Consider the following 22818-nt stretch of genomic DNA (forward strand, 5'->3'; position numbering starts at 1 on the left):
CAGAACTACAGAGCGATCAAATTCCGGGGACTTGCCGAATTGACACGCGAATTGCTGTCGATCGAGACAGTAGCGGTGGGGCGTGGCGTCCCGATTGCAGGAAGGTACGCGAGGGGCCTGGCAGAGCGACGCCATTGAATGCAGGGGACGTATATGGAGAGTGTGTCGGCCGACGAGGTCAGGCAGCCGGACTAGAACGTACAAATCTGCGCGACTCTAGGCGCTTCGAGGACGAAGCATGCGCGACGGCCGGAGCGGACAACTTTGTGACGAGTGGACCATTGTCATGGTGGTCGCGAAAGCATCGGCAGGGCGCCGACCCGTTTTGACGTCACGTCGCATCTTGCAAAAAAGCCCCGCAAATCGATTGATCTTGCGGGGCTTTCGCACTGATTCTGGCGGAGAGAGGGGGATTCGAACCCCCGATAGGCGATTAACCTATACACGCTTTCCAGGCGTGCGACTTAAACCACTCATCCATCTCTCCGGAAGACCGAGAGTATAGCAAACTCCCGCGGCCTCCCGCCACCCCCTTCGACGAGCGGCTGTAAGCTGCCGGAAATCCGGTATCCATGGCCGGCGCGTCCGTGCCGCAGTACGCGAGCTCGCGGCGATCATCGCCGCGTTCGACCTGACCCGGGATGACCGGCACCCGGCCCCGAGTCTGCTATCTTCCCCGGCATCTCATCGCTTCCCCGCCTCCCCATGACTGACCGCATCGTCGCCGCGTTCGATTTCGACGGCACCATCACGACCACCGACAGCTTCCGCCATTTCGTCCGTTACGCGGTCGGCACGCCGCGCTTCGCGTGGGCCGGGCTACGCGCGCTGCCGTGGATCGTCGCGATGAAAGCGGGCCTGCTGTCGCGCGGCGACGCGAAGGCGAAGTTCGCGTGGTTTGCATTCGGCCCGATGGGCGACGACGCGCTCGATGCGCTCGCGCGCCGGTTCGTCGACGGCTATCTGCCGAACCTCGTGCGTCCGGACATGCTGGAACGGGTGCGCGAGCATCGCGCGCGCGGGCACGAAGTCGTGCTGGTCAGCGCGTCGCCGTCGCTGTATCTGGAGAAGTGGGCGAAGACAGCGGGCATCGACACGGTGCTCGCGACGCGCCTCGCATTCGAGCGCGGCAGGTTCACCGGGCGGCTGAACGGCGAGAACTGCTGGGGCCCGCAGAAGGTCGTGCGGCTGCGCGGCTGGTGGGGAAATCGGGCGCCCGCGAAACTGTTCGCCTACGGCGACAGCCGCGGCGACAAGGAAATGGCCGAACTCGCGAACTGGGCATGGATCCGCGGGCGCGGACCGATGCCGCCGATCGGCGACTGATGGACTGACGCGAGCGCCGGGCAGCCGGCCGCGCGCCGCCGTTACGCGTCGACCCGCTGCACGCTGCGCATCCCGCGAGTCGGACGATACGCGCCCCAGCGATTCGCCCGCCTGAACGTGCCGACATCGTTGAACCGCACGCCGACTTCACGCAGCGCCGCATGCGCGGTGCGTGCAGTCAACTGCCGGATGTAGAACGGATCGCGCACCACGAAGTGATGGATCGCATGCGTGCTGCCGAAGTTGAAGCAGAACAACTGGAACGGCAGCATCCACCACGGGTTGAGCACCTGCGTCTGCTGGATCACGTTGCGCGAATCGATGTCGCCGAAGTAATGCATGTTCGAGCTGACGAAGTTGATGCAGAAGCTGCGCACGAAGTTCGGCCCGAGCCACACGACCGCAAGGAAATCGACGGTGTGCATCCCACGCTCGACGACGGCCGGCACGGTGATCGCATGGCCGAACGCATGCAGCGCGAACAGCCCGACGTGATAGACGATGAACGCGTGCCACAGCGCGTAGTACGCGTGACCGATCGGCATATAGGACGACACCTGCTCGACGCGCAATTGCGCGCGTTCGGACGCATCCTGCGCCGACTGCGCGGCGACGTACTGCTTGACCTTGCGGCGCATCGCATTCGGTCGCAACACGACGGCGAGCATCCCGTCCGCGATCATCAGCAGCCGCTTCACGCCCCAGCGTTCACCGTTGGTGATGCCGAATTCCTCGAGATCCGATTCGCCGCCCGATACCTTGTGGTGATGCAGATGCATGCGCCGACGCGTCCACGGGTTGATCGTGCCCGGCCGCGTGAGCCAACAGAGCGCCATCATCAGGTGATAGGCCCACGGCGTCTTCTTGAAGTACATCAGGTGGATCAGGTCGTGCTCGAGTTCGTGGATCAGCGACGTGACGAACGCGGCGAGCGGCAGCGCGACGTACCACGCGATTGCGCCGCGCGCATACAGCCACGCGATCGCGAGCATCGCGCTGACCGACACGGCCATCACGGTCGCGCCAACGAGGTTCTGGTTGTCGAGCAGCGGAAAGCGCGCGCGGATCGCGTCGCTCGCGGCGTTCACCTCGCGGCGGACATACGCGACCTTGTCGGCGTCGTGTCGAAAGACGGTTCGTGCGGGTTGGCTCATCGACCGGAATCCCTGCGGAAAGAGTGGGGCGCAATGCCGATATGACAAGCATAGGCGCACCCGGTCGCGCACACGAGGGCCGTCGGTGCCAATCATGGTGTCATTTCGGGCCACCGTTGGCGGCGCGACGGCGCCCGATGCGGCCCCGCGCGGGTAGAGTGCCGCCGTGGTGTCATTGCGGGCCAGCGACGCTACAATCCGCCGAAACCGCACCGGAGTCCGCCGCATGGCCCTGTCCGTCCCGGATGCCGCGCGCCAGTTGAACAAGGCGACGGTATCGTCCGCGTATGCGCTGTTCATGCTGATGCTCGCCGAGGAGCGCGGCATCGAGGGCGAGCGCATTCTCACCGGCTCCGGCGTCGCGCGCGAGCGGCTCGCGCAGCCTGATGCACGCATCACGCCGCTGCAGCAGGCGGCGATCGTGTTCAACCTGCTCGACGCGACGAACGATCCGTCGATCGCGATCGAGATCGGCCTGCGCAGCAGCCTGACGAAATCCGGGCTGATCGGCTTCGGGCTGATGAGTTGCGCGACGCTCGGCGAAGCGATCGCGCTCGGCATCCGCTACCTGCCGACCCGCGTGCCGTTCTTTTCGGTGCGGCTCACGCAGCTCGACGGGATCGTCGACATCGACGTGCTCGAGGCGTTTGCGCTCGGCCGGCTGCGCCAGTTCGCGGTGGAAAACTTCTTGGTCGAGACGGCGATCCTGTTCAACTCGCTGCTCGATCCCGCGCCGGGGCGCACGCTGCAGTCGCGTGCGGAGCTGCATTTCGAATGGCCGGAGCCGCCGTGGTTCGAGCGCTATCGCGCGCGGCTGCCGCGCTGTCATTTCGACGCGAGCGCGAACCGCATCCGCTGCGACGCCGCGCTGCTGGACGAGCCGATCGGCACCGCGAACGCGCCGACCGCGCAGATGATCGTCCAGCAATGCGAGGCCGAGCTCGCGCGGCTCGGCTATGCGGAAAGCATCGTCGAGCGCGTGCGCAACCTGCTGATCTGCGGTGACGCCGGCTATCCGTCGGTGGACGACGTCGCGCGCGAACTGCACGTATCGGCGCGTACGTTGAAACGCAAGCTCGCGGAATTCGGCGCGACCTATTCGGCGCTGCTCGACGAGATCCGGCTGCGCGATGCGCTGCGGTTGCTGGAGGGCACGCGCCTGCCGGTCGACGAGATCGCGGCGCGGGTCGGCTATACCGACCGCGCGAATTTCACGCGCGCGTTCAAGCGCTGGACCGGCGTCGCGCCGAGCGAGCGGCGCTGACGGCGCGCCCGGCGGCGCGATCCGCTGTCGGCCGACGCCGGCCGTGCGCACGGTGTCGATCCATCCGTCATTCGACCCATCAGACGATCGCAACCCAGTTCGCGCCGCGCCCACCCGGCACGCGCGCGTGCAACGTCAGCGTGCCGTCGTCCGGCGCGATCGCGTAGACCGACACGTATTCCGACTGTTCGCCGCACGCGACGAGCCAGCGTCCCGACGGATCGATCGCGAAGCCGCGTGGCTGCGTTTCGGTGAGCGTCGCGTGCGCGGGTTCGAAGCTGTCGTCCGCGGCGCGGCGATAGCAGAGCAACTGGCTCGACGTGCGTTCGCTGACATACGCGAAGCGCTCGCCGGGCGTGAGGTGGAGATCGGCGGCCCACACGGCGGGCACGGTTGGCGCGGGCGGGCGCGCGTGGCCTTGCGGGAGGTCGGCGACGGCCGCGTGCCGCGCGCTGACCTGCGCGTCGCCGAGGCGGCCGCTGTCGGCGTCGCGGACGAAGGTCGCGACCGTCGCCTGGAATTCGCTGACCGCGACGAGCGCGCGGCCGTCGCGCGCGAAGCGCAGGTGACGCGGCCCGAAGCCGCCCGGCACGCGCGTTTCGCCGTGTTCGAGTGCACGCAGGCCGCCGGCATCCTCGACCAGCGCGAACGTGAAGATCCGGTCCGAGCCGAGCGAACTCACATACGCGAAGCGGTTGTCCGGCGACACGACGACGGCATGCGCGTTCGCGATGCCGTGCGCGACCTGCAGCGGCGCACCGTCGCCGTCGCGCATGCGTGCGGCGTCGTAGAGGCTCAGCGAATTGCCGCCGTACGACGCGCCGAGGAGCCAGCGGCCGCTGCGGTCGAGCGACAGGTACGCAAGGCTCGCGTCGATCGCGGTCGCGCCGATGCGGGCGAACGCGCCGGTGCCCGCCGCGACGCGGAACGCGACGATCGTCGGCTGTTCGCCGCGCGTCGCGACATACAGCCGCGCGCGATCGGGCTGCACGGCGACGGGCATCGCGGCGTCGCCGGCCGGGTAGCGGGCGAGTGGCGCGAGCGCGCCGTCGGACGTGAGCGAGAACGTGGCGAGGTTGCCGTCGACGGCATTCGAGACGACGACGGTCAGGCGATCAGTGTTCGGCATGGCGGAGCATCGCGGTGTTCGTGAAGGACTCGTCGGCCGGCAGGCCGCGCGGCGGATCGCTGCGCCGGTGCGTGCGCGCGAACAGCGCGGCGACCGCCGCGGCGAGGGACGCGATCGCGAGCGCATACAGGCCGCCCGTGATCGAACCCGTATGTTGCTTCAGATAGCCGAATGCCGTCGGCGCGACGAAGCCGCCGAGGTTGCCGATCGAGTTGATCAACGCGATCACGGCCGCGGCCACGCGCGTGTCGAGGTAGCCCTGCGGGATCGGCCAGAACAGCGACGACGCGGCCTTGAAGCCGAGCGCGGCGAAGCAGATCGACGCGAACGACCAGACGGGATCGTGCGACGTCGACGCGAACAGCCCGCACGCGGCCAGCACCAGCGCGAACGACAGCCAGCGCTGCGGATGCTTCCACTTCGCGGACAGCACCGCGAAGCCGTACATCGCGCCGATCGCGATCATCCACGGAATCGTGTTGTAGAGGCCGACCTGGAAGTCGGTGAGGCCGCCCATCTTGCGGATGATCGTCGGCAGCCAGAAGGTGGCCGCGTAGATCGTCAGCTGGATCGCGAAATACAGGAAGCAGAACAGCATGATCTGCGGGTCGCGCAGCAGCGTGGTGGCCGACACGTGGACCTTCGAGCGCACGTCGCGCGTCACGCGCTCTTCATCAAGGGCGTTCTGGAGCGCGGCGCGTTCGTCGGCGGTGAGCCACGTCGCGTCGCGGATGTGCGATTTCAGCAGCAGCCAGCTCGCGCCGCACAGCGCGACCGAGAACATCCCTTCGATCAGGAACATCCACTGCCAGCCCTGCAGGCCGAAGCCGTGGATCGACAGCAGCGCGCCGGTGACGGGCCCGGACAGTACCGACGCGAACGCGGAACCGCCGAGGAAGATCGCCATTGCCTTGCCGCGTTCCTGCGGCGGCAGCCATTGCGACAGGTACAGCACGACGCCGGGGAAGAAGCCGGCCTCGGCCGCGCCGAGCAGGAAGCGCAGCGCATAGAACGACGTGTCGTTCCACACGAACGCCATCGCGGCCGCGACGACGCCCCACGTCGCCATGATCCGCGCCAGCCAGATGCGCGCGCCGTAGCGCTGCATCAGCAGGTTCGACGGCACTTCGAACAGCGCGTAGCCGACGAAGAATAGGCCGGCGCCGAGCCCGTACGCGGCCGCGCCGATACCGATCGACGCTTCGAGGTGGCGGTCGACGAAGCCGACGTTCACGCGGTCGATGTAGTTCGCGATGAACATGATCAGCACGAGCGGCAGCACGTGCCACTTCACTTTCGAAACGGCGGACGCGAGCGGGTCGCGGCCGGGCAGGGCGGGTGAGGTCAAGGGTTGTCTCCGGTCGGGCGGCGAACGGGGCGGCGGCCCGCGTCGGCGTCGGGATGGTGATTTAAGTAGTATGTCGTCGTATGACATGGTACGCCGTAGCTCGAGGTGTGACGTCGCGGGTTTACCCGGGATATGCCCAAATATTGGGGAATATCATGAGCGCGCCGCGGCGCTCAATCACATCTGATGACGTATGACATGGGATCGCCAACACCGGCTCATAGCCGCCGGCGTCGCATGGGTGCGCACCGACATCGCCGAGCGCGCGCAATGCCGGCATCTGGCGACGCAGGCGATCGAGCGCTTCGGCCGGATCGACGCGCTCGTGAACAGCGCGTTCGTGCACGGCACGTTTCCGCAGGCGGTCGAGGACGCCCATCTCGACGGCTGGCGCGCGGTGTTCGACACGAACATATTCGGCACGATGACGCTCACGCAGGAAATCGTGCCGCACATGAAGCGGCAGAAGCGCGGCGCGATCGTGATGATCAACACGATCGCGACTCGCAAGCCATTTGCAGGCGAATCGGGCTACGCTGTATCGAAGGACGCGCTCGCGATTGCGGCAAAATACCTGGCGCGCGAGCTCGCCGTGCACGGGATCCGCGCGAACAGCATCCACATGGGGTGGATGTGGGGCGTGCCGCCGCAGGCGTATTTCCGGCAGGCGGCAGCCGAATGCGGGATGACGGAGGAGGAGATCATCGCGCCGGTCGCGTCGAACCTCGCGCTCGCGAAGCTGCCGACGACGACGACTGCGCGCGCGGCGCCGTTCCTTGCGTCGGATTACGCGAACGCGGTGACCGGCGCGACGCCGGATGCGAACGGCGGCGATTTCATGCCCTGAGGACGGAGCGGCGAATCATGCAGGAAACTCGACAGGCGCGGCATTTCTTCGCGTTCAACGGCGACGCGGACGGCCTCTGCGCGCTGCAACAGCTGCGGCTCGCGGAGGGCGCGGGCGGCACGCTCGTGACCGGCGTGAAGCGCGACATCAAGCTGCTCGAGCGAATCGACGCGCGGGCCGGCGATCGCGTGACCGTGCTCGACGTGTCGCACGACCAGAACCGCGACGCATGCGCGCGGCTGTTGCGCGACGGCGCGGCGGTTCGCTACTTCGATCATCACTTCGCGGGCGCGCTGCCCGGCGATCCGCGTTTCGATGCGTATATCGACACGGCCGCCGACATCTGCACGAGCGCGCTCGTGAACCGCTATCTCGGCGGCCGGCACGTGCGCTGGGCGATTGTCGCGGCATTCGGCGACGAACTGCCGGCGCTCGGCGACGCGCTCGCCCGCGAATACGGAATCGACGAAGCTGAACGCTGCACGCTGGCCGAGCTCGGGCGCTACCTGAACTACAACGCATACGGCGACTGCGTCGGCGACCTGCATTTCGATCCGGCGGTGCTGGCCGATGCGATGCTGCCGTGCGCCGATCCGCTCGACTTCGTGCGCGGCACGCCGGTGTTCGCCGCGCTGCGCGACGGCTATCGCGACGACATGGCGCGGGCATGCGCGCTCGTGCCGCTGCGCGACGTGCCGGGCGCGACGCTGATCAGGATGCCGGATCATCCGTGGGCGCGGCGCGTTTCGGGGATGCTCGCGAACGAGCGGATGCGCAATGCGCCGCATGCGGCGCTCGCGGTGCTGTCGCCGCGTGCGCAGGGCGGGCTCGTGGTCAGCGTGCGCGTGCCCGACGGCAGGTCGCTCGGTGCCGACGAGTTCTGCCGGGGTTTTCCCACGGGCGGCGGGCGCAAGTGCGCGGGCGGCATCAATCATCTGCCGGAAGCCGAGTTCGACGCGTTCGCCGAGCGATTCGAAGCGGCGTTCCGTCTGGACTGACCCCCGGCGCCTGCGGCGCGCCGCGACGGACGGACCGGTCCGCGCGGGCGCCGGCGGGCAGGGCACGGGCGTCGCGCGATGCGCGTGGCCGGTGTGCGGCCGGCGCGTGCCGCGCATCGCGGCGAACCCGACATCGAGCGTAGGCCGGCGCGTGCGACGAACAATCGTCGGAATGGACCAAGGCGTTTCACCAGGCCGGCGATCCGGCGTCGGTGCGCGATGCGCGGCGCCGCTTGCGTGGCGAGCATCGACATCGCGCGAGCCTGCCGCGACAATACGGGTCACTTTTCAGTTTCCTGCCGCGAGGTGCCCGTGTCAGCCAAGTCGTCCGTTGCTCCCGCCGTCGTGTGGTTCCGCGACGATCTGCGCGTGACCGACCAGCCCGCGCTGACGCGCGCAGTCGCGTCGGGCCGGCCGCTCGTGTGCGTGTATGTCGACGATACGGGCGAGGGGGCGGGCCGTGCGCTCGGCGGCGCGGCGCGCTGGTGGCTGCACGGCTCGCTCGCCGCACTCGACGCGGCGCTCGCGCGTCATGGCGGACGCCTGCTGCTGTTGCGCGGCGATGCGCGGCGCGAGATCGAGCGCGTCGTGCACGACACGGGCGGGGCGGCCGTGTACTGGAACCGCCGCTATGCGCAGCCGCAGCGCGACGCCGATGCGGCGTTGAAATCGTCGCTGAAGGCGCATGGCCTCGAAGTCGAGAGCAGCAACGGCAGCCTACTGAACGAACCGTGGGAAGTGATGACAGGCGCCGGTACGCCGTTCCAGGTGTTCACCGCATACTGGCGCGCGGTGCGGCGCGATCGCACGGTGGCGGCGCCGCTGCCCGCACCGGAGCGGATCGCGTTTCATCCGTGGCCGGCCGGTGTGCGCGAACGCGCGCTGGCGCTCGACACACTCGCGTTGCGCCCGCCGGCGCCGGACTGGGCGGGCGGTCTGCGCGACGCGTGGCCGGCACCCGACGAAGCCGGCGCGCACGCGCGGCTCGACGCGTTCGTGCACGCGTCGCTGGCCGGCTACGCCGACACACGCGATCGACCCGGCGAGCCCGCGACGAGCCGGCTGTCGCCATTTCTGCGCTTCGGCAACGTGTCGCCGCGACAGGTGTGGCATGCGGTGCAGGGTGTGGCACAGGCGGGCGGCGCGGCGTGCGCGGCCGGTGCCGAGAAATTCCTGAGCGAGCTCGGCTGGCGCGAATTCAGCCACGTGCTGCTGTATCACTTCCCGGCCCTCGCGACCGACAACTTCCGCGCGCAGTTCGACGCGATGCCGTGGCGCGACGATCCCGCTGCGCTGCGCGCGTGGCAGCGCGGGCTGACCGGCTATCCGCTCGTCGATGCGGGAATGCGCGAGCTGTGGACGACCGGCTGGATGCACAACCGCGTGCGGATGGTCGTCGCGTCGTTCCTCGTCAAGCATCTGCTGATCGACTGGCGGGCGGGCGAGCGCTGGTTCCACGACACGCTCGTCGATGCGGACGCCGCGAACAACCCGGCGAACTGGCAATGGGTGGCCGGCTGCGGGGCCGACGCCGCGCCGTATTTCCGCATCTTCAATCCGGTGACGCAGGGCCGGAAGTTCGACCCGCAGGGCGCGTACGTGCGCCGCTGGGTGCCGGAACTCGCGGGCCTCGACGCGGCGGCGATCCATGCGCCATGGGAGGCGTCCGCGGCGCAGCTGGCGGCGGCCGGCGTGCGGCTCGGGCTCGACTATCCGGCGCCGATCGTCGATCACGGCGGCGCGCGCCGTCGTGCGCTCGATGCGCTGGCCACGTTGCCGAAGCCGAGCGCCGCCGGCCATCCGCGCGCGGTGTAACTTGCCGCGTCAGTTGCAGAACGCCGCGTGCACGACGAGCGCGAGCGCGATGCCCGAATCGAAGTAGGTGGCGCCGCACCACGCGACGAACGCGAGCACGGGGGCGCGCGTCGCCGGGCCCGGCTGCGTGCAGGTGCGCACGTGCCGCACAGGAGACAGGATGACGATTTCGAACGAAGCAGGCGGGACGGCTCGCGCGGCAGAGCAAGCGGCCGAGTACGCGCCCGAGCAAGCAGCGGACGCATTGCCGCCGCAGCCCGTGACGTTGACCGCGGCCGATGGCTACGCGTTGCGCGGCTACGTGTGGCGCCATCGCGGCGGCGGCGGCGCCGCCGCCGGGCGGCCCGTGACGGTCGTCAATTGCGCGACGTCGGTGCGCTGCGACTATTACTTCCGCTTCGCGGCGTGGCTGTTCGCGCAGGGGCGCGACGTGCTCGTCTACGACTATCGCGGGATCGGCGGATCGCGCCCCGCGCGGCTCGCGAAGCTGCGCGCGAACTGGCTCGACTGGGGGCGGCTCGATTGCGAGGCCGCGCTGCAGTACGCGCGCGACGCATTTGCGGGCCAGCCGCTCGACGTCGTCGCGCACAGCATCGGCGGCTGCGTGCTCGGGCTCGCGGCGTCGAACGCGTGCGTGCGCCATGTGGTGACCGTCGGCGCGCAGTATGCGTACTGGCGCGACTATCGGCCGCAAGAGCGGCGGCGCATGTGGTTGAAGTGGCACGTGGCGATGCCGGCGCTCGCGGCCATGTTCGGCTATGTGCCCGCGAAACGGCTCGGCTGGATGGAAGACACGCCGCGCGGCGTCGCGCTGTCGTGGGTGCGCGCGCAACCGCGCTTCGAGGATGCCTACACGCACGGCCCGCTCGCCGAAACCGCGGCGAGCCGCGCCGCGTTGCCGGCCCGCTTCGCGCGGCTCGCGGCGCCGATGCTCGCGATCGGCCTCGAAGACGACGGCTTCGGCACGGTCGACGCGATCGAGCGGCTGGCCGGCTACTACACGGGCAGCGACGTCACGCATTTGCGGATCGCGCCGCGCGACATCGGCGTCGATGCGATCGGCCACTTCGCGTTCTTCCACAGCCGCTTTACCGACACGCTGTGGCCCGTCGCACTGTACTGGCTTCAGCACGGCGCGCTGCCGGCCGATGCGCCGGGCCACGTCCACGCGCGCCATCCGGCGCAGCGCGCGCGGCTGGCGGGAAGCGGCGTGCCGGGCGCCGTCGCGCAAGGCTGATCGCACCCGCAACCAGGCCGTCGCGTCGACGAGGCGGCCGCGCCACCTGCCGCCGTCGATGGTCCCGGTCGCGACGCATCGATCCGCGTCCGGCGCGATCGATTAACATCGGACGTTTGATTCGACTGCCTGCTGCGTGCCGATGTCCGTTCCGCCCGATTCCGAGATTTCCGCCGACCTGTCGCGCGCATGGCGCGTGCACCTGCTCGACCTGCCGCCTGCCGCGTCGCGTGCCGGCGTGCAGGTCGCGCGCATCGATTTCGACTGGCGCGTGCCGCTCGCGTCGCCCGCCTATGCGGCGTTGAGCGACGCCGAGCGCGCGCGTGCCGGGCGCTATCTTCGACACGAGGATGCGGTGCGCAGCGCCGCGACGCGCGCCGCGCTGCGCGACGTGCTCGGCGCGGCGCTCGACCTGGCGCCGCGCGATATCGCGATCGTCGTCGATGCATCGGGACGGCCGTCGCTGGATCCCGCACATCGCGCATCGCTCGATTTCAACGTGTCGCACGCGGGCGATCACGCGCTTATCGCATGGGCAGATACGGGGCGCGTCGGCGTCGATATCGAAAGCTGCAATCGCACGACCGATTGGCGCGCGCTGACGGCCGAAGTGTGCGCGGCCGCCGAGGCTGCGTATCTCGACGGCCTGCCGCCCGGCGCGCGTGCCGACGCGTTCATGCGCGTGTGGTCCGCGAAGGAGGCGCTGCTCAAGGCGCTCGGCACCGGCATCGGCGGTGGGCTGCGCGCGTTCGCCGTGGTGCCGCCGCGCGATGCGGCGACGCCCGCGACGACGATCGTCGAGCCGGCCGCGCCGGCGGCCGGCGTGGCCGCATTCGACGCGCGCTGGCTCGACGCGGCGCCCGGCTACGCGGCGTGCGTCGCGTGGACGCGCGCATGAGCCGATGTCACCGCGCGGCGCTCACTCGAGCGGCGCGTCGTTCGGCGCCGCGTAGCGCGTCCTGATCACGTCGCTCATCGGGAACTCGAACGCGAGCCCCTTCGGCGGCACCGGCTTCATGAACCACTTGTCGTACAGCGCATTGATCTCGCCGCTCTTCATCAGCTGCACGAGCACGCCGTCGACGAGCGCCTTGAACTGCGGATCGTCCTTGCGCAGCATGAATCCGTACGCTTCCGACGACTGCGGCGTGCCGACGATCGCCCAGTCGGCCGGTTTCGCCGCGAGCTGGCGCACGCCGGCGAGCAGCACGTCGTCCATCATGTAGGCGGCGGCACGGCCCGACTCGAGCGTGAGGCGTCCTTCGCCGTAATCCTTCGCGCTGATGATCTGCATGTTCATCTTCTTTTCCTCGTTCATCTTGCGCAGCAGGCGTTCGGACGTCGTGCCCTGGTTCGTCACGACCGTCTTGCCGGCGAGATCGGGGAAGTCGCGAATGCCCGAGCTCGTGCGCGTGAGCAGGCGCGTCGTCGCGACGAAGAAGGTGGTCGAGAACGCGACCTGCGCGTGGCGCGCGGCGAGATTGGTGGTCACCCCGCATTCGAGATCGACGGTGCCGTTCTGCACGAGCGGGATGCGGTTCTGCGACGTGACCGGGATGAAGCGCACCTGCAGGTCGGGCTTGCCGGTGCGCGCCTTCACGGCGGCGATCACGCGATCGCACAGGTCCTGCGAAAAGCCGATCACCTTGCCGCTCGCGTCGACGTAGGAGAACGGCACCGACGTTTCGCGGTGGCCGATCGAGATCAGGCCGGCCTGCCGGATCTTTTCGAGCGTGCCGGACAGCGGCTCGGCGGCAAGCGACGCGCCGCACGCGAGCGCGCAGGCGGCGACGAGCAGGCTGCGGCCGAAAAGGGCGGTCAACCGGGGCGGGATGGTCATGGCAGGTCTCCGAAGGCGGATGGCGCGAAAGTGCGGATTCGTATGTTGCCAAAGAAAAAATAATTGCAACATATGTTAATTCCCGGGTCTGACCGGCTACTCCGGCGGGCCGCGCCCGACATCAGGGAAACTCCCGAGTCGAAATCTTGAAAAACGGGGTTGTCTAGACAAGTTCCGATGGCTACACTGCAATCCATCCCGAACTTGTCTAGACAGGATTGCTCACATGATTACGTTGACCCCCGGCCACCTGACCCTCCCGCAACTGCGCAAGATCGCTCGCGACTCCGTGCAGCTCACGCTCGACCCGGCGAGCTTCGCGAAGATCGACGCCGGCGCGAAGGCCGTCGCCGACATCGCGGCGAAGGGCGAGCCGGCATACGGCATCAACACTGGCTTCGGCCGCCTGGCCAGCACGCACATCCCGCACGACCAGCTCGAGCTGCTGCAGAAGAACCTGGTGCTGTCGCACGCGGTCGGTGTGGGCGAGCCGATGGCGCGCTCGTCGGTGCGTCTGCTGATGGCGCTGAAGCTGTCGAGCCTCGGGCGCGGCCACTCGGGCATCCGCCGCGAGGTGATGGATGCGCTGATCACGCTGTTCAACGCAGACGTGCTGCCGCTGATCCCGGTGAAGGGCTCGGTCGGCGCATCGGGCGACCTCGCGCCGCTCGCGCACATGTCGGCCGTGCTGCTCGGCGTCGGTGAAGTGTTCATCCGCGGCGAGCGTGCCAGCGCGCTCGACGGCCTGCGCGTCGCGGGCCTCGCGCCGCTGACGCTGCAGGCGAAGGAAGGCCTCGCGCTGCTGAACGGCACGCAGGCATCGACGGCGCTGGCGCTCGACAACATGTTCTCGATCGAAGACCTGTACCGCACCGCGCTCGTCGCGGGTGCGCTGTCGGTCGACGCGGCAGCCGGCTCGGTGAAGCCGTTCGACGCACGCATCCACGAGCTGCGCGGCCATCGCGGCCAGATCGACGCGGCCGCGGCGTACCGCGACCTGCTCGACGGCTCGCCGATCAACCAGTCGCACCGCGACTGCGACAAGGTGCAGGATCCGTACAGCCTGCGCTGCCAGCCGCAGGTGATGGGGGCGTGTCTGGACCAGATGCGTCACGCGGCCGACGTGCTGCTGATCGAAGCGAACGCCGTGTCGGACAACCCGCTGATCTTCCCGGATACCGGCGAAGTGCTGTCGGGCGGCAACTTCCACGCCGAACCCGTCGCATTCGCGGCCGACAACCTCGCACTCGCCGCAGCCGAAATCGGTGCGCTGGCCGAGCGCCGCATCGCGCTGCTGATCGACGCGACGCTGTCGGGCCTGCCCCCGTTCCTGGTGAAGGACGGCGGCGTGAACTCGGGCTTCATGATCGCCCACGTGACGGCTGCCGCGCTGGCATCGGAAAACAAGACGCTCGCGCACCCGGCATCGGTCGACTCGCTGCCGACCTCGGCGAACCAGGAAGACCACGTGTCGATGGCGACATTCGCCGCGCGCAAGCTCGCCGACATCGCGGACAACACGAAGTACATCCTCGCGATCGAACTGCTGGCCGCCGCGCAGGGCGTCGACCTGCGCGCGCCGTACCACACGAGCCCGAAGCTCGCGCCCGTGATGGAAACGATCCGCGGCCATGTCGCGCACTACGAGCTCGACCACTACTTCGCACCGGACATCGCGGTGATCGCGAAGCTCGTCGGCGAGCGCGCGTTCGCGAAGGCCGCGCCGTTCTCGTTCGCATCGGAACAGTAAGCCCATGAGCGTGCCGGTCTACCAGGAGATCAAGGATTTCATCCTGGGCCGCATTCACGCCGGCGAGTGGGCGGAGGGCGACCAGGTGCCCTCCGAGAACGAACTGGCCCGCGAGTTCAAGGTCGCGCGCATGACCGTCAACCGCGCGTTGCGCGAGTTGACGGCCGAGCAGGTGCTCACGCGCATGAAGGGCGCGGGCACTTACGTTGCGCGGCCGAAGTACGAGTCGACGCTCGTCGCGATCCGCAGTATTTCGGAAGAGGTCGACGCGCGCGGGCATGCGTACCGCGCCAGCGTGCTCGGCCTCGAGACGATCCGCGCCGACGAGGCGCTCGCCGACGAGATGCAGATGGCCGTGCGCGCCATGCTGTTTTATTCGCAGGTGTTGCACTTCGAGAATGACGAACCCGTCCAGCTCGAAGAACGATGGGTGAATCCGGCGGTCGCGCCGGATTATGCCGAGCAGGATTTCACGAACACGACGCCGAACCTGTACCTGATGCGCGCGGCCCCGCTGCAGCGCGTCGAGTACCGGATCGAAGCGGCGGCTCCGGCGCCCGAGCGGCGCGAGCAACTGCGGATGGACGACGTCGAGCCGTGTCTGGTTTTACATCGGCGTACCTGGTCGCAGGGCGTCGTCGCCTCGGTGGCGAATCTGTGGCACCCGGGCAGTCGTTATCGCTTCACCGGGCATTTCTGATTCCAATTGATCTTCATTTTCCTTCGGGAGCAGTTGTCATGAACCATCCGAAACACATCGATCCCCGTCTCGATCCGACCCGCACGATCCGCGCACCGCGCGGCAGCGAGAAGGTCTGCAAGACCTGGCTGGCCGAAGCGGCCTACCGGATGATCCAGAACAACCTGGATCCGGAAGTCGCCGAGCATCCGCACGCGCTCGTCGTGTACGGCGGCATCGGCCGCGCGGCGCGCAACTGGGAATGCTACGACCAGATCCTCGCGTCGCTGAAGGATCTCGAGGAAAACGAAACGCTGCTGATCCAGTCGGGCAAGCCGGTCGGCGTGTTCCGCACGCACACGGATGCGCCGCGCGTGCTGCTCGCGAACTCGAACCTCGTGCCGCACTGGGCGAACTGGGATCACTTCCACGAGCTCGACCGCAAGGGCCTGATGATGTACGGCCAGATGACGGCCGGCAGCTGGATCTACATCGGCAGCCAGGGGATCGTGCAGGGCACCTATGAAACGTTCTTCTCGGTCGCGAACCAGCACTTCAACGGCGACCCGTCGGGCCGCTGGATCCTGACGGGCGGCCTGGGCGGCATGGGCGGCGCGCAGCCGCTGGCCGCGACGATGGCGGGTTTCTCGATGATCGCGATCGAATGCGACGAGACGCGCATCGACTTCCGCCTGAAGACCCGCTACGTCGACAAGAAGGCGACGACGCTCGACGAAGCGCTCGGCATGATCGACGAAGCGAAGCGCGCCGGCAAGCCGGTCTCGATCGGCCTGCTCGGCAACGCGGCCGACGTGTTCGCGGAACTCGTCAAGCGCGGCGTCACGCCGGATTGCGTGACCGACCAGACGAGCGCGCACGACCCGATCAACGGCTACCTGCCGCAAGGCTGGACCGTCGCGCAATGGCGCGAGGCGCAGAAGGTCGATCCGCAAAGCATCGTGAAGGTCGCGAAGCAGTCGATGGCCGAGCAGGTGCGCGCGATGCTGACGCTGCAGGAACGCGGCGCGGCCACGCTCGACTACGGCAACAACATCCGCCAGATGGCGCTGGAAATGGGCGTCGAGAACGCATTCGACTTCCCGGGCTTCGTGCCGGCCTATATCCGCCCGCTGTTCTGCGAAGGGAAGGGGCCGTTCCGCTGGGTCGCGCTGTCGGGCGATCCGGAAGACATCTACAAGACCGACCAGAAGGTGAAGGAGCTGATCCCCGACGATGCGCACCTGCACAACTGGCTCGACATGGCACGTGAGCGCATCGCGTTCCAGGGCCTGCCGGCACGGATCTGCTGGGTCGGCGTGAAGGATCGCTATCGCCTCGGCCAGGCGTTCAACGAGATGGTGAAGAACGGCGAACTGAAGGCCCCGATCGTGATCGGCCGCGACCACCTCGATACCGGCTCGGTCGCGAGCCCGAACCGCGAGACGGAATCGATGAAGGACGGTTCGGACGCCGTGAGCGACTGGCCGCTGCTGAATGCCCTGCTGAACACCGCGGGCGGCGCATCGTGGGTGTCGCTGCACCATGGCGGTGGCGTCGGGATGGGCTTCTCGCAGCACTCGGGCGTCGTGATCGTCGCCGACGGTACCGCCGAAGCGCACGAGCGTCTCGGCCGCGTGCTGCGGAACGATCCGGCGACGGGCGTGATGCGCCATGCGGATGCCGGCTACGAACTCGCGCAGCAGACGGCCCGCGAAGCCGGCCTGAAGCTGCCGATGCTCGGCCGCTGAGCATGACGGCGCTCGACCAGGCGCCGGTGCGCGCAACGCTGGCTGCCGCGATGATTCGCGCGGCGGATCTCGTTGCGTCGCCGTGGAAGAACGGCGGCGGCGTGACGCGCGAAATCGCGGCATGTTCCCCGCGGGGAACGTCCGCCGAGGCGCCGCCGGGCGCCGCGCTCGATGCGTTCGCATGGCGCGTGAGCGTCGCGGACGTCGACGCGGCCGGGCCGTTCTCGCGTTTCGACGGCGTCGACCGCACGCTCGTGCTGCTGTCCGGCGCGGGCATGACGCTCACGGAAGCGGGCGGCGCGCGCCATGTGCTCGATGCGCCGCTCGCCCGTGCGGATTTCGGCGGCGAAACGGCGATCGACGCGACGCTGCACGACGGCCCGACCCGCGACTTCAACCTGATGACGCGCCGCTCGGCCGCGCGCGGGACGGTCGACGTGTGGCCCGAAGGCACGCACCGCGTCGAGCGCGCCGATACCGTGCTGCTGTTCTGCGCGACCGGCGCGGTCGGCGTCGAGATCGACGGCGCGCATTACGCGCTGCGGGAAATGGACACGCTGCGGCTCGACGGGCCGCCGCGTGCGTTTGACGTCGTCGTGAGCGGAGGCGGCGCGCTGCTCGCCGTGTCGCTCGTCGTCGGCGAACGAGACTGAACGCATGAAACCGACTGTCTGGCATCACCTGAGGCTGTGCCCGCACGGCCACCCCGACGAAACCATCGACGACGCGGCGATCGTCGTCGACGAAACCGGCACGATCGTGTGGCTCGGCGCGTTCTCCGCGCTGCCGCACGGTTACGCACACTGGCAGCGGGAAGACTTGCACGGCGCGTGGGTGACGCCGGGCCTCGTCGACTGCCACACGCACCTCGTGTACGGCGGCACGCGCGCCGACGAGTTCGCGCAGCGCCTCGCCGGCGTCAGCTACGAGGAGATCGCGCGGCAGGGCGGCGGGATCGTGTCGACGGTGCGCGCGACGCGCGCGGCCGACGAGACGACGCTGTTCGTGCAGGCCGCCGCGCGTCTGCAGCCGCTGCTCGCGGAAGGCGTGAGCGCGGTCGAGATCAAGTCGGGCTACGGGCTCGACCTCGCGAGCGAGCGCAAGATGCTGCGCGTCGCGCGCCAGCTCGGCGAGCGCTTCCCGGTCACCGTCTACACGACGTTCCTCGGCGCGCATGCGCTGCCGCCGGAATATGCGGGCCGCGCGGACGAATACATCGACGAAGTGTGCGAACGGATGCTGCCGACGCTGGCCGACGAAGGCCTCGTCGACGCGGTCGACGTGTTCTGCGAGCGCATCGGCTTTTCGCTCGCGCAGACCGAGCGCGTGTTCGAGGCCGCGACGCGGCGCGGGCTGCCGGTGAAGCTGCACGCGGAGCAGCTGTCGAACGCGGGCGGCACCGCGCTCGCCGCGCGTTATCGCGCGCTGTCCGCCGATCACCTCGAATTTCTCGACGAAGCCGGCATCGAGGCGATGAAGGCGGCCGGCACGGTCGCCGTGCTGTTGCCCGGCGCGTACTACTTCATCCGCGAAACGCAATTGCCGCCGATCGAGCTGCTGCGCAAGCACGGCGTGCCGATCGCGCTCGCGACCGATCACAACCCCGGCACGTCGCCGCTCGAATCGCTGCTGCTGACGCTGAACATGGGCTGCACGCTGTTCCGGATGACGGTGCCCGAGGTGCTGCAGGGCGTGACGCGCCATGCGGCCGCGGCGCTCGGCCGTGCCGATCGGCACGGTGCGCTCGAGATCGGTCGCCAGGCCGATTTCGCGGTCTGGTCGGTCGGCTCGCTGGCGGAGCTCGCTTACTGGATCGGCCGCCCGCTGTGCGAGCAGGTCGTGCGCAGCGGTGCGACGGTGTTTCGCCGGATGAACGGCTAGCCTTGCAAGAGACGACACTCACCATGACCGAAATGACGCTGTTCGCGGACCATGCCTACCTGCCCGACGGCTGGCGCCGCAACGTGCTGCTGCGCTGGGACGCGGCCGGCACGCTGACCGACGTGACGCCCGACACCGATGCGCCGGCGGGCGTCGCGCGCGCGACCGGGCCCGTGCTGCCCGGCATGCCGAACCTGCATTCGCACGCGTTCCAGCGCGCGATGGCCGGGCTCACCGAATACCGCGCGAATCCCGCCGACAGCTTCTGGAGCTGGCGCGACCTGATGTACCGCTTCGCGCTGAAGATCACGCCCGACGCGCTCGCGGCGATCGCGCGCTGGCTGTACGTCGAGATGCTCAAGTGCGGCTATACGTCGGTGTGCGAATTCCACTACGTGCATCACGCGCAGGACGGCTCGCGCTATCCGCAGCTCGCGGAGCTCGGCACGCGCGTGATCGACGCGGCGCGCTCGGCCGGCATCGGCATCACCATGCTGCCCGTGTCGTACCAGTTCGCCGGCTTCGGCAACAAGCCGCCGCGCGACGACCAGCGCCGCTTCATCAACACGCCGGACGGCCTGCTCGAACTGCTCGACGCAATGCGTCGCGTCGCGCCCGAGCATGGCGGGCTGCGCTACGGCGTCGCGCCGCACTCGCTGCGCGCGGTGTCCGAGAACGGGCTGCGCGTGCTGCTCGACGGGCTGCCCGACGACGCGCCGGTGCATATCCACATCGCCGAGCAAACAGCCGAAGTCGACGATTGCGTGCGTGCCTACGGCGCGCGGCCCGTGCAATGGCTGCTCGATCGCTTCGACGTCGACGCGCGCTGGTGCCTCGTGCACGCGACGCATGTCGATGCGGCCGAAACGGCGGCGCTCGCGAAGCGTCGCGCGGTGGCGGGCCTCTGCCTCACCACCGAAGCGAACCTCGGCGACGGCGTGTTCCCGGCCGTCGACTATCTCGCGCAGGGTGGCGTGATCGGTGTCGGCTCGGACAGCCATGCGTCGGTCGACTGGCGCTCGGAGCTGCGCCTGCTCGAATACGGGCAGCGGCTCGTGCATCGCGCGCGCAACGTGCTCGCGAGCGACACGCACGCGCATGTCGCCGACCGGCTGTTCGACGCATCGCTCGCGGGCGGCGCGCAGGCAAGCGGGCGGCGCATCGGTGCGCTGCGTGAAGGCTGCCGCGCCGACTGGCTCGTGCTCGATCCCGATCATCCCGCGATCGCCGAACACGGCAGCGCGGCGTGGCTGTCGGGCGCGGTATTCGCCGAGCACGGCGACACGCCGGTGCTCGACGTCTACACCGGCGGCGAATGCGTCGTGAGCGGCCGCCGCCATCGCGACGAAACCGCTGCTTATGCCGACTACCGCGCCGCGCTGGCGCAACTGCTGCGCTGACGCGCGGCGCCGGCGCACGCCGCGCGTGCGCCGGCAGACTTTTACGGTGAGGCGACATGACTGAACAACCGGCTGTATTCACGCTGAAGCAGGGCACGCTGCCGCTGCTGATCTCGATCCCGCACGCAGGCACCCACATCCCCGACGACATCGCCGCGACGATGACGCCCGACGCGCGCTTCGTCGACGATTGCGACTGGCATCTCGAGCGGCTGTACGGATTTGCGGCGACGCTCGGCGCATCGATCCTCGTGCCGTCGCACGCGCGTTACGTCGTCGACCTGAACCGTCCGCCCGACAACGAGAACCTGTACCCGGGGCAGGATACGACCGGGCTCGTGCCGGTCGACACGTTCGACAAGGCGCCGTTGTATCCGCCGAACGCGCTGCCCGGCAACGACGAGATCATGCGCCGCCGCGACCGCTACTGGCGCCCGTATCACGACGCGCTGCAAGGCGAGATCGCGCGTCTGAAGCGGGAGCATGGCCGCGTGCTCGTGTGGGAAGCGCATTCGATCCGCTCGCACGTGCCGCGTTTCTTCGAAGGCCGCCTGCCGGACTTCAACTTCGGCACGGCGAGCGGCGCGAGCGCCACGCCCGGCCTCGCCGAGGCGCTGGCCGCGTGCGTGAACGCGCACGGCGGTTATACGGCGGTCGCGAACGGGCGGTTCAAGGGCGGCTACATCACGCGTCACTACGGCGTGCCCGCCACCGGCGTCGAAGCCGTGCAGCTCGAACTGTCGCAGATCACCTACATGGAAGAGACGCGTCCCTACGCATACGACGAAGCGCGCGCCGCGCGCATCGTGCCGCTGCTGCAGACGCTCGTCGAAACCGCGCTCGCGCATCGCTGATGCGTCGGCACGCCGCGTGCGGCGGTGCGGTGATATTTTCCGCGCCAGCTTGCCGACAGGCGGTGCGGGCAAGCTGACGCAGCGCACAAAAACGGCATCGATCCGAACCGCCGATGCCGTTTTTTTTTGTCCGATCGATGTCGGGATCGACACCTTAAAATTTGACGCAATTTTTAGGTGATATAAGCTGAATGTCAGGAAGTCGTCACGCGCGGTCCGGCGGCGACGGCGTCGATTGGCGCCGTACCGTGCCGGAATCCGTTGCGAGACACCTTGCCTGCGTGTCGCCGTACGGTATTACCGCCTGCGCTTCACCGCGACACGTGTCCTGTCTTCATCAGTCAGTCGAGTACGATCGTGAAAGCCGCCAGCCCTTCGATACGCCGGACCCGAAGTCCGTCGGCGGGCGCGCCGCCTCAGGCCGGGCCGATCCGGCATGCTGATCGCGGCACGCGCGCCGCCCTCATACGCGAGCCTGGTTTCTTCGCTGTGTCCCATCGCGGCCTGCGCCGCTTCAACCTCGTGACCGCGCACCTGTTCAGCGCGGTGCAGCGCGACGGCAGCGCTTCATTGTTGCCCTAGTGTCCTTTTCCGTTTTCGCATCGGGTCACACCGCCTGTTGCCGCACCGTGCGCGCGGCATGATCGTGCACGCGCGCATGCCAAGCGACGGCGGGCTTCCATCGTCCTGCGCGTCCGCACGCGGCGCGCGCTTATCGCGGAGGCGATCATGCGAGCGCGCCCGATCGTAGTCGTCACCGCCGACCGCATCCTGCGCGGCGCCCATCCGAACCACACGGCCGGCGAGAAGTATCTCGTCGCGCTGGTCGACGGCGCCGGCGCGCTGGCGTTCGTGCTGCCCGCGCTCGGTGCGCGGCAGCCGGTCGACGCGATCGTGGCGTCGGTCGACGGGCTGCTGCTGACGGGCAGCCATTCGAACGTCGAGCCGCATCACTACGGCGGCCCGGCGAGTACGCCCGACACGCTGCACGACCCGGCGCGCGATGCGACCGCGCTGCCGCTGATCCGCGCGGCGATCGATGCCGGCGTGCCGGTGCTCGCGATCTGCCGCGGCATGCAGGAGCTGAACGTCGCGTACGGCGGCACGCTGCATCAGCGGCTGCATGCGAGCCCCGGTTTCCATGACCATCGCGAGCGCGACGGCGATCCGCTCGAGCGACAGTACGGCCCCGCGCATCGCATACAGCTTGCGCCGGGCGGCCTGCTGCAACGCATCGCGCGCGGCGCGCACGACGCGATGGTCAATTCGCTGCACGACCAGGGCGTCGCGCGGCTTGGCGCCGGGCTCGCGGTCGAAGCGAGCGCGCCCGACGGGCTGATCGAGGCCGTCAGCGTGCGCGGTGCGCGCGCGTTCGCGCTCGGCGTGCAGTGGCATCCCGAATGGCGTTTCGCGGAACAGCCGCTGTCGCGCGACATCTTCGCGGCATTCGGCGCGGCGTGCCGCGCGCGCATGACACACCGCATTCATGCGGCCGGCGGCACCATGCCGTCGCCGGCTGCATCCGACATCGACTGAACGAGGCCGATC

General features: G+C 69.0%; 20 protein-coding genes and 1 tRNA gene. 15 read left to right on the plus strand and 6 right to left on the minus strand.

Features of this window, described 5'->3' with window-relative positions; translation table 11 throughout:
• Nucleotides 1-396 precede the first annotated feature (396 nt).
• A tRNA-Ser gene (locus SB786_RS28250) sits at nucleotides 397-487 on the minus strand.
• Between the two features lie 218 nt (nucleotides 488-705).
• Here SB786_RS28250 and SB786_RS28255 point away from each other — a divergent pair.
• Nucleotides 706-1326, plus strand: coding sequence for an HAD family hydrolase (locus SB786_RS28255; RefSeq protein ID WP_410730358.1), 621 nt, complete (start codon nucleotides 706-708; stop codon nucleotides 1324-1326).
• 41 nt (nucleotides 1327-1367) lie between these two features.
• Here the strand turns inward: SB786_RS28255 and SB786_RS28260 are convergent, their stop codons facing one another.
• The gene (locus SB786_RS28260) at nucleotides 1368-2480 is read right to left on the minus strand and encodes a fatty acid desaturase (RefSeq protein WP_410730359.1); all 1113 of its coding nucleotides are present in this window, start codon (nucleotides 2478-2480) and stop codon (nucleotides 1368-1370) included.
• Between the two features lie 226 nt (nucleotides 2481-2706).
• Between SB786_RS28260 and SB786_RS28265 the strand changes: the two genes are divergently transcribed.
• Entirely contained in the window at nucleotides 2707-3744 is a 1038-nt protein-coding gene (locus SB786_RS28265; protein ID WP_410730360.1) for an AraC family transcriptional regulator, read from the plus strand.
• A gap of 79 nt (nucleotides 3745-3823) precedes the next feature.
• On the opposite strand, the gene SB786_RS28270 is transcribed toward SB786_RS28265, so the two are convergent.
• Entirely contained in the window at nucleotides 3824-4873 is a 1050-nt protein-coding gene (locus SB786_RS28270) for a lactonase family protein (RefSeq protein WP_410730361.1), read from the minus strand.
• A complete protein-coding gene (locus SB786_RS28275) occupies nucleotides 4860-6221 on the minus strand; it encodes an MFS transporter (protein WP_410730362.1) in 1362 nt (453 codons plus the stop codon). Before SB786_RS28275 ends, SB786_RS28270 begins: the two co-directional genes overlap by 14 nt.
• A gap of 193 nt (nucleotides 6222-6414) precedes the next feature.
• Here SB786_RS28275 and SB786_RS28280 point away from each other — a divergent pair, with 193 nt between their 5' ends.
• The 3 genes from SB786_RS28280 (at nucleotide 6415) to SB786_RS28290 (ending at nucleotide 9881) form a co-directional block, all read left to right on the plus strand.
• Nucleotides 6415-7068, plus strand: coding sequence for an SDR family oxidoreductase (locus SB786_RS28280; protein WP_410730363.1), 654 nt, complete (start codon nucleotides 6415-6417; stop codon nucleotides 7066-7068).
• A gap of 17 nt (nucleotides 7069-7085) precedes the next feature.
• Nucleotides 7086-8066, plus strand: a complete 981-nt coding sequence (locus SB786_RS28285; protein ID WP_410730364.1) for an acetyltransferase — start codon at nucleotides 7086-7088, stop codon at nucleotides 8064-8066.
• Between the two features lie 312 nt (nucleotides 8067-8378).
• Nucleotides 8379-9881 (plus strand): cryptochrome/photolyase family protein, encoded by a 1503-nt coding sequence (locus SB786_RS28290; protein WP_410730365.1) that lies wholly within the window; start codon nucleotides 8379-8381, stop codon nucleotides 9879-9881.
• A gap of 9 nt (nucleotides 9882-9890) precedes the next feature.
• Here SB786_RS28290 and SB786_RS28295 read toward each other — a convergent pair whose 3' ends face one another.
• Nucleotides 9891-10022 (minus strand): hypothetical protein, encoded by a 132-nt coding sequence (locus tag SB786_RS28295; RefSeq protein ID WP_410730366.1) that lies wholly within the window; start codon nucleotides 10020-10022, stop codon nucleotides 9891-9893.
• Between the two features lie 19 nt (nucleotides 10023-10041).
• Between SB786_RS28295 and SB786_RS28300 the strand changes: the two genes are divergently transcribed.
• Nucleotides 10042-11118: an alpha/beta fold hydrolase gene (locus SB786_RS28300; protein WP_410730367.1), complete on the plus strand. Its 1077-nt coding sequence runs from the start codon at nucleotides 10042-10044 to the stop codon at nucleotides 11116-11118.
• Between the two features lie 142 nt (nucleotides 11119-11260).
• The gene (locus SB786_RS28305; protein ID WP_410730368.1) at nucleotides 11261-12016 is read left to right on the plus strand and encodes a 4'-phosphopantetheinyl transferase family protein; all 756 of its coding nucleotides are present in this window, start codon (nucleotides 11261-11263) and stop codon (nucleotides 12014-12016) included.
• Between the two features lie 21 nt (nucleotides 12017-12037).
• Here the strand turns inward: SB786_RS28305 and SB786_RS28310 are convergent, their stop codons facing one another.
• The gene (locus SB786_RS28310) at nucleotides 12038-12958 is read right to left on the minus strand and encodes a glutamate/aspartate ABC transporter substrate-binding protein (protein ID WP_410730369.1); all 921 of its coding nucleotides are present in this window, start codon (nucleotides 12956-12958) and stop codon (nucleotides 12038-12040) included.
• A 226-nt stretch (nucleotides 12959-13184) separates the two neighbouring features.
• Between SB786_RS28310 and hutH the strand changes: the two genes are divergently transcribed.
• The 8 genes from hutH to SB786_RS28350 all read left to right on the plus strand — a co-directional run bounded on the left by hutH (nucleotide 13185) and on the right by SB786_RS28350 (nucleotide 22806).
• Nucleotides 13185-14708: a histidine ammonia-lyase gene (gene hutH, locus SB786_RS28315; RefSeq protein WP_410730370.1), complete on the plus strand. Its 1524-nt coding sequence runs from the start codon at nucleotides 13185-13187 to the stop codon at nucleotides 14706-14708.
• A gap of 4 nt (nucleotides 14709-14712) precedes the next feature.
• Nucleotides 14713-15408, plus strand: a complete 696-nt coding sequence (hutC, locus tag SB786_RS28320) for a histidine utilization repressor (protein ID WP_410730371.1) — start codon at nucleotides 14713-14715, stop codon at nucleotides 15406-15408.
• 38 nt (nucleotides 15409-15446) lie between these two features.
• Nucleotides 15447-17135, plus strand: coding sequence for a urocanate hydratase (gene hutU, locus SB786_RS28325; RefSeq protein WP_410730372.1), 1689 nt, complete (start codon nucleotides 15447-15449; stop codon nucleotides 17133-17135).
• 2 nt (nucleotides 17136-17137) lie between these two features.
• A complete protein-coding gene (locus tag SB786_RS28330; RefSeq protein WP_410730373.1) occupies nucleotides 17138-17788 on the plus strand; it encodes a HutD family protein in 651 nt (216 codons plus the stop codon).
• A gap of 4 nt (nucleotides 17789-17792) precedes the next feature.
• A complete protein-coding gene (hutI, locus tag SB786_RS28335; RefSeq protein WP_410730374.1) occupies nucleotides 17793-19016 on the plus strand; it encodes an imidazolonepropionase in 1224 nt (407 codons plus the stop codon).
• A 23-nt stretch (nucleotides 19017-19039) separates the two neighbouring features.
• On the plus strand, nucleotides 19040-20416 hold the full coding sequence (locus tag SB786_RS28340; protein WP_410730375.1) for a formimidoylglutamate deiminase: 1377 nt from the start codon (nucleotides 19040-19042) through the stop codon (nucleotides 20414-20416).
• Nucleotides 20417-20472: 56 nt separating this feature from the next.
• On the plus strand, nucleotides 20473-21270 hold the full coding sequence (hutG, locus tag SB786_RS28345) for an N-formylglutamate deformylase (RefSeq protein ID WP_410730376.1): 798 nt from the start codon (nucleotides 20473-20475) through the stop codon (nucleotides 21268-21270).
• A 729-nt stretch (nucleotides 21271-21999) separates the two neighbouring features.
• Complete coding sequence (locus SB786_RS28350) at nucleotides 22000-22806, plus strand: gamma-glutamyl-gamma-aminobutyrate hydrolase family protein (protein WP_410730377.1); 807 nt, start codon at nucleotides 22000-22002, stop codon at nucleotides 22804-22806.
• The last annotated feature ends 12 nt before the right edge of the window (nucleotides 22807-22818 follow it).

This window comes from Burkholderia sp. SIMBA_062 (assembly GCF_046534765.1).
Classification (GTDB): domain Bacteria; phylum Pseudomonadota; class Gammaproteobacteria; order Burkholderiales; family Burkholderiaceae; genus Burkholderia; species Burkholderia ambifaria.

Bases quoted from the DNA above. Each gene is read 5' to 3' on its own strand.
- SB786_RS28255 (WP_410730358.1), top strand. From the start codon at position 706: ATGACTGACCGCATCGTCGCCGCGTTCGATTTCGACGGCACCATCACG.
- SB786_RS28260 (WP_410730359.1), bottom strand. From the start codon at position 2,480: ATGAGCCAACCCGCACGAACCGTCTTTCGACACGACGCCGACAAGGTC.
- SB786_RS28265 (WP_410730360.1), top strand. From the start codon at position 2,707: ATGGCCCTGTCCGTCCCGGATGCCGCGCGCCAGTTGAACAAGGCGACG.
- SB786_RS28270 (WP_410730361.1), bottom strand. From the start codon at position 4,873: ATGCCGAACACTGATCGCCTGACCGTCGTCGTCTCGAATGCCGTCGAC.
- SB786_RS28280 (WP_410730363.1), top strand. From the start codon at position 6,415: ATGACATGGGATCGCCAACACCGGCTCATAGCCGCCGGCGTCGCATGG.
- SB786_RS28285 (WP_410730364.1), top strand. From the start codon at position 7,086: ATGCAGGAAACTCGACAGGCGCGGCATTTCTTCGCGTTCAACGGCGAC.
- SB786_RS28300 (WP_410730367.1), top strand. From the start codon at position 10,042: ATGACGATTTCGAACGAAGCAGGCGGGACGGCTCGCGCGGCAGAGCAA.
- SB786_RS28305 (WP_410730368.1), top strand. From the start codon at position 11,261: ATGTCCGTTCCGCCCGATTCCGAGATTTCCGCCGACCTGTCGCGCGCA.
- SB786_RS28310 (WP_410730369.1), bottom strand. From the start codon at position 12,958: ATGACCATCCCGCCCCGGTTGACCGCCCTTTTCGGCCGCAGCCTGCTC.
- hutH (WP_410730370.1), top strand. From the start codon at position 13,185: ATGATTACGTTGACCCCCGGCCACCTGACCCTCCCGCAACTGCGCAAG.
- hutC (WP_410730371.1), top strand. From the start codon at position 14,713: ATGAGCGTGCCGGTCTACCAGGAGATCAAGGATTTCATCCTGGGCCGC.
- hutU (WP_410730372.1), top strand. From the start codon at position 15,447: ATGAACCATCCGAAACACATCGATCCCCGTCTCGATCCGACCCGCACG.
- SB786_RS28330 (WP_410730373.1), top strand. From the start codon at position 17,138: ATGACGGCGCTCGACCAGGCGCCGGTGCGCGCAACGCTGGCTGCCGCG.
- hutI (WP_410730374.1), top strand. From the start codon at position 17,793: ATGAAACCGACTGTCTGGCATCACCTGAGGCTGTGCCCGCACGGCCAC.
- SB786_RS28340 (WP_410730375.1), top strand. From the start codon at position 19,040: ATGACCGAAATGACGCTGTTCGCGGACCATGCCTACCTGCCCGACGGC.
- hutG (WP_410730376.1), top strand. From the start codon at position 20,473: ATGACTGAACAACCGGCTGTATTCACGCTGAAGCAGGGCACGCTGCCG.
- SB786_RS28350 (WP_410730377.1), top strand. From the start codon at position 22,000: ATGCGAGCGCGCCCGATCGTAGTCGTCACCGCCGACCGCATCCTGCGC.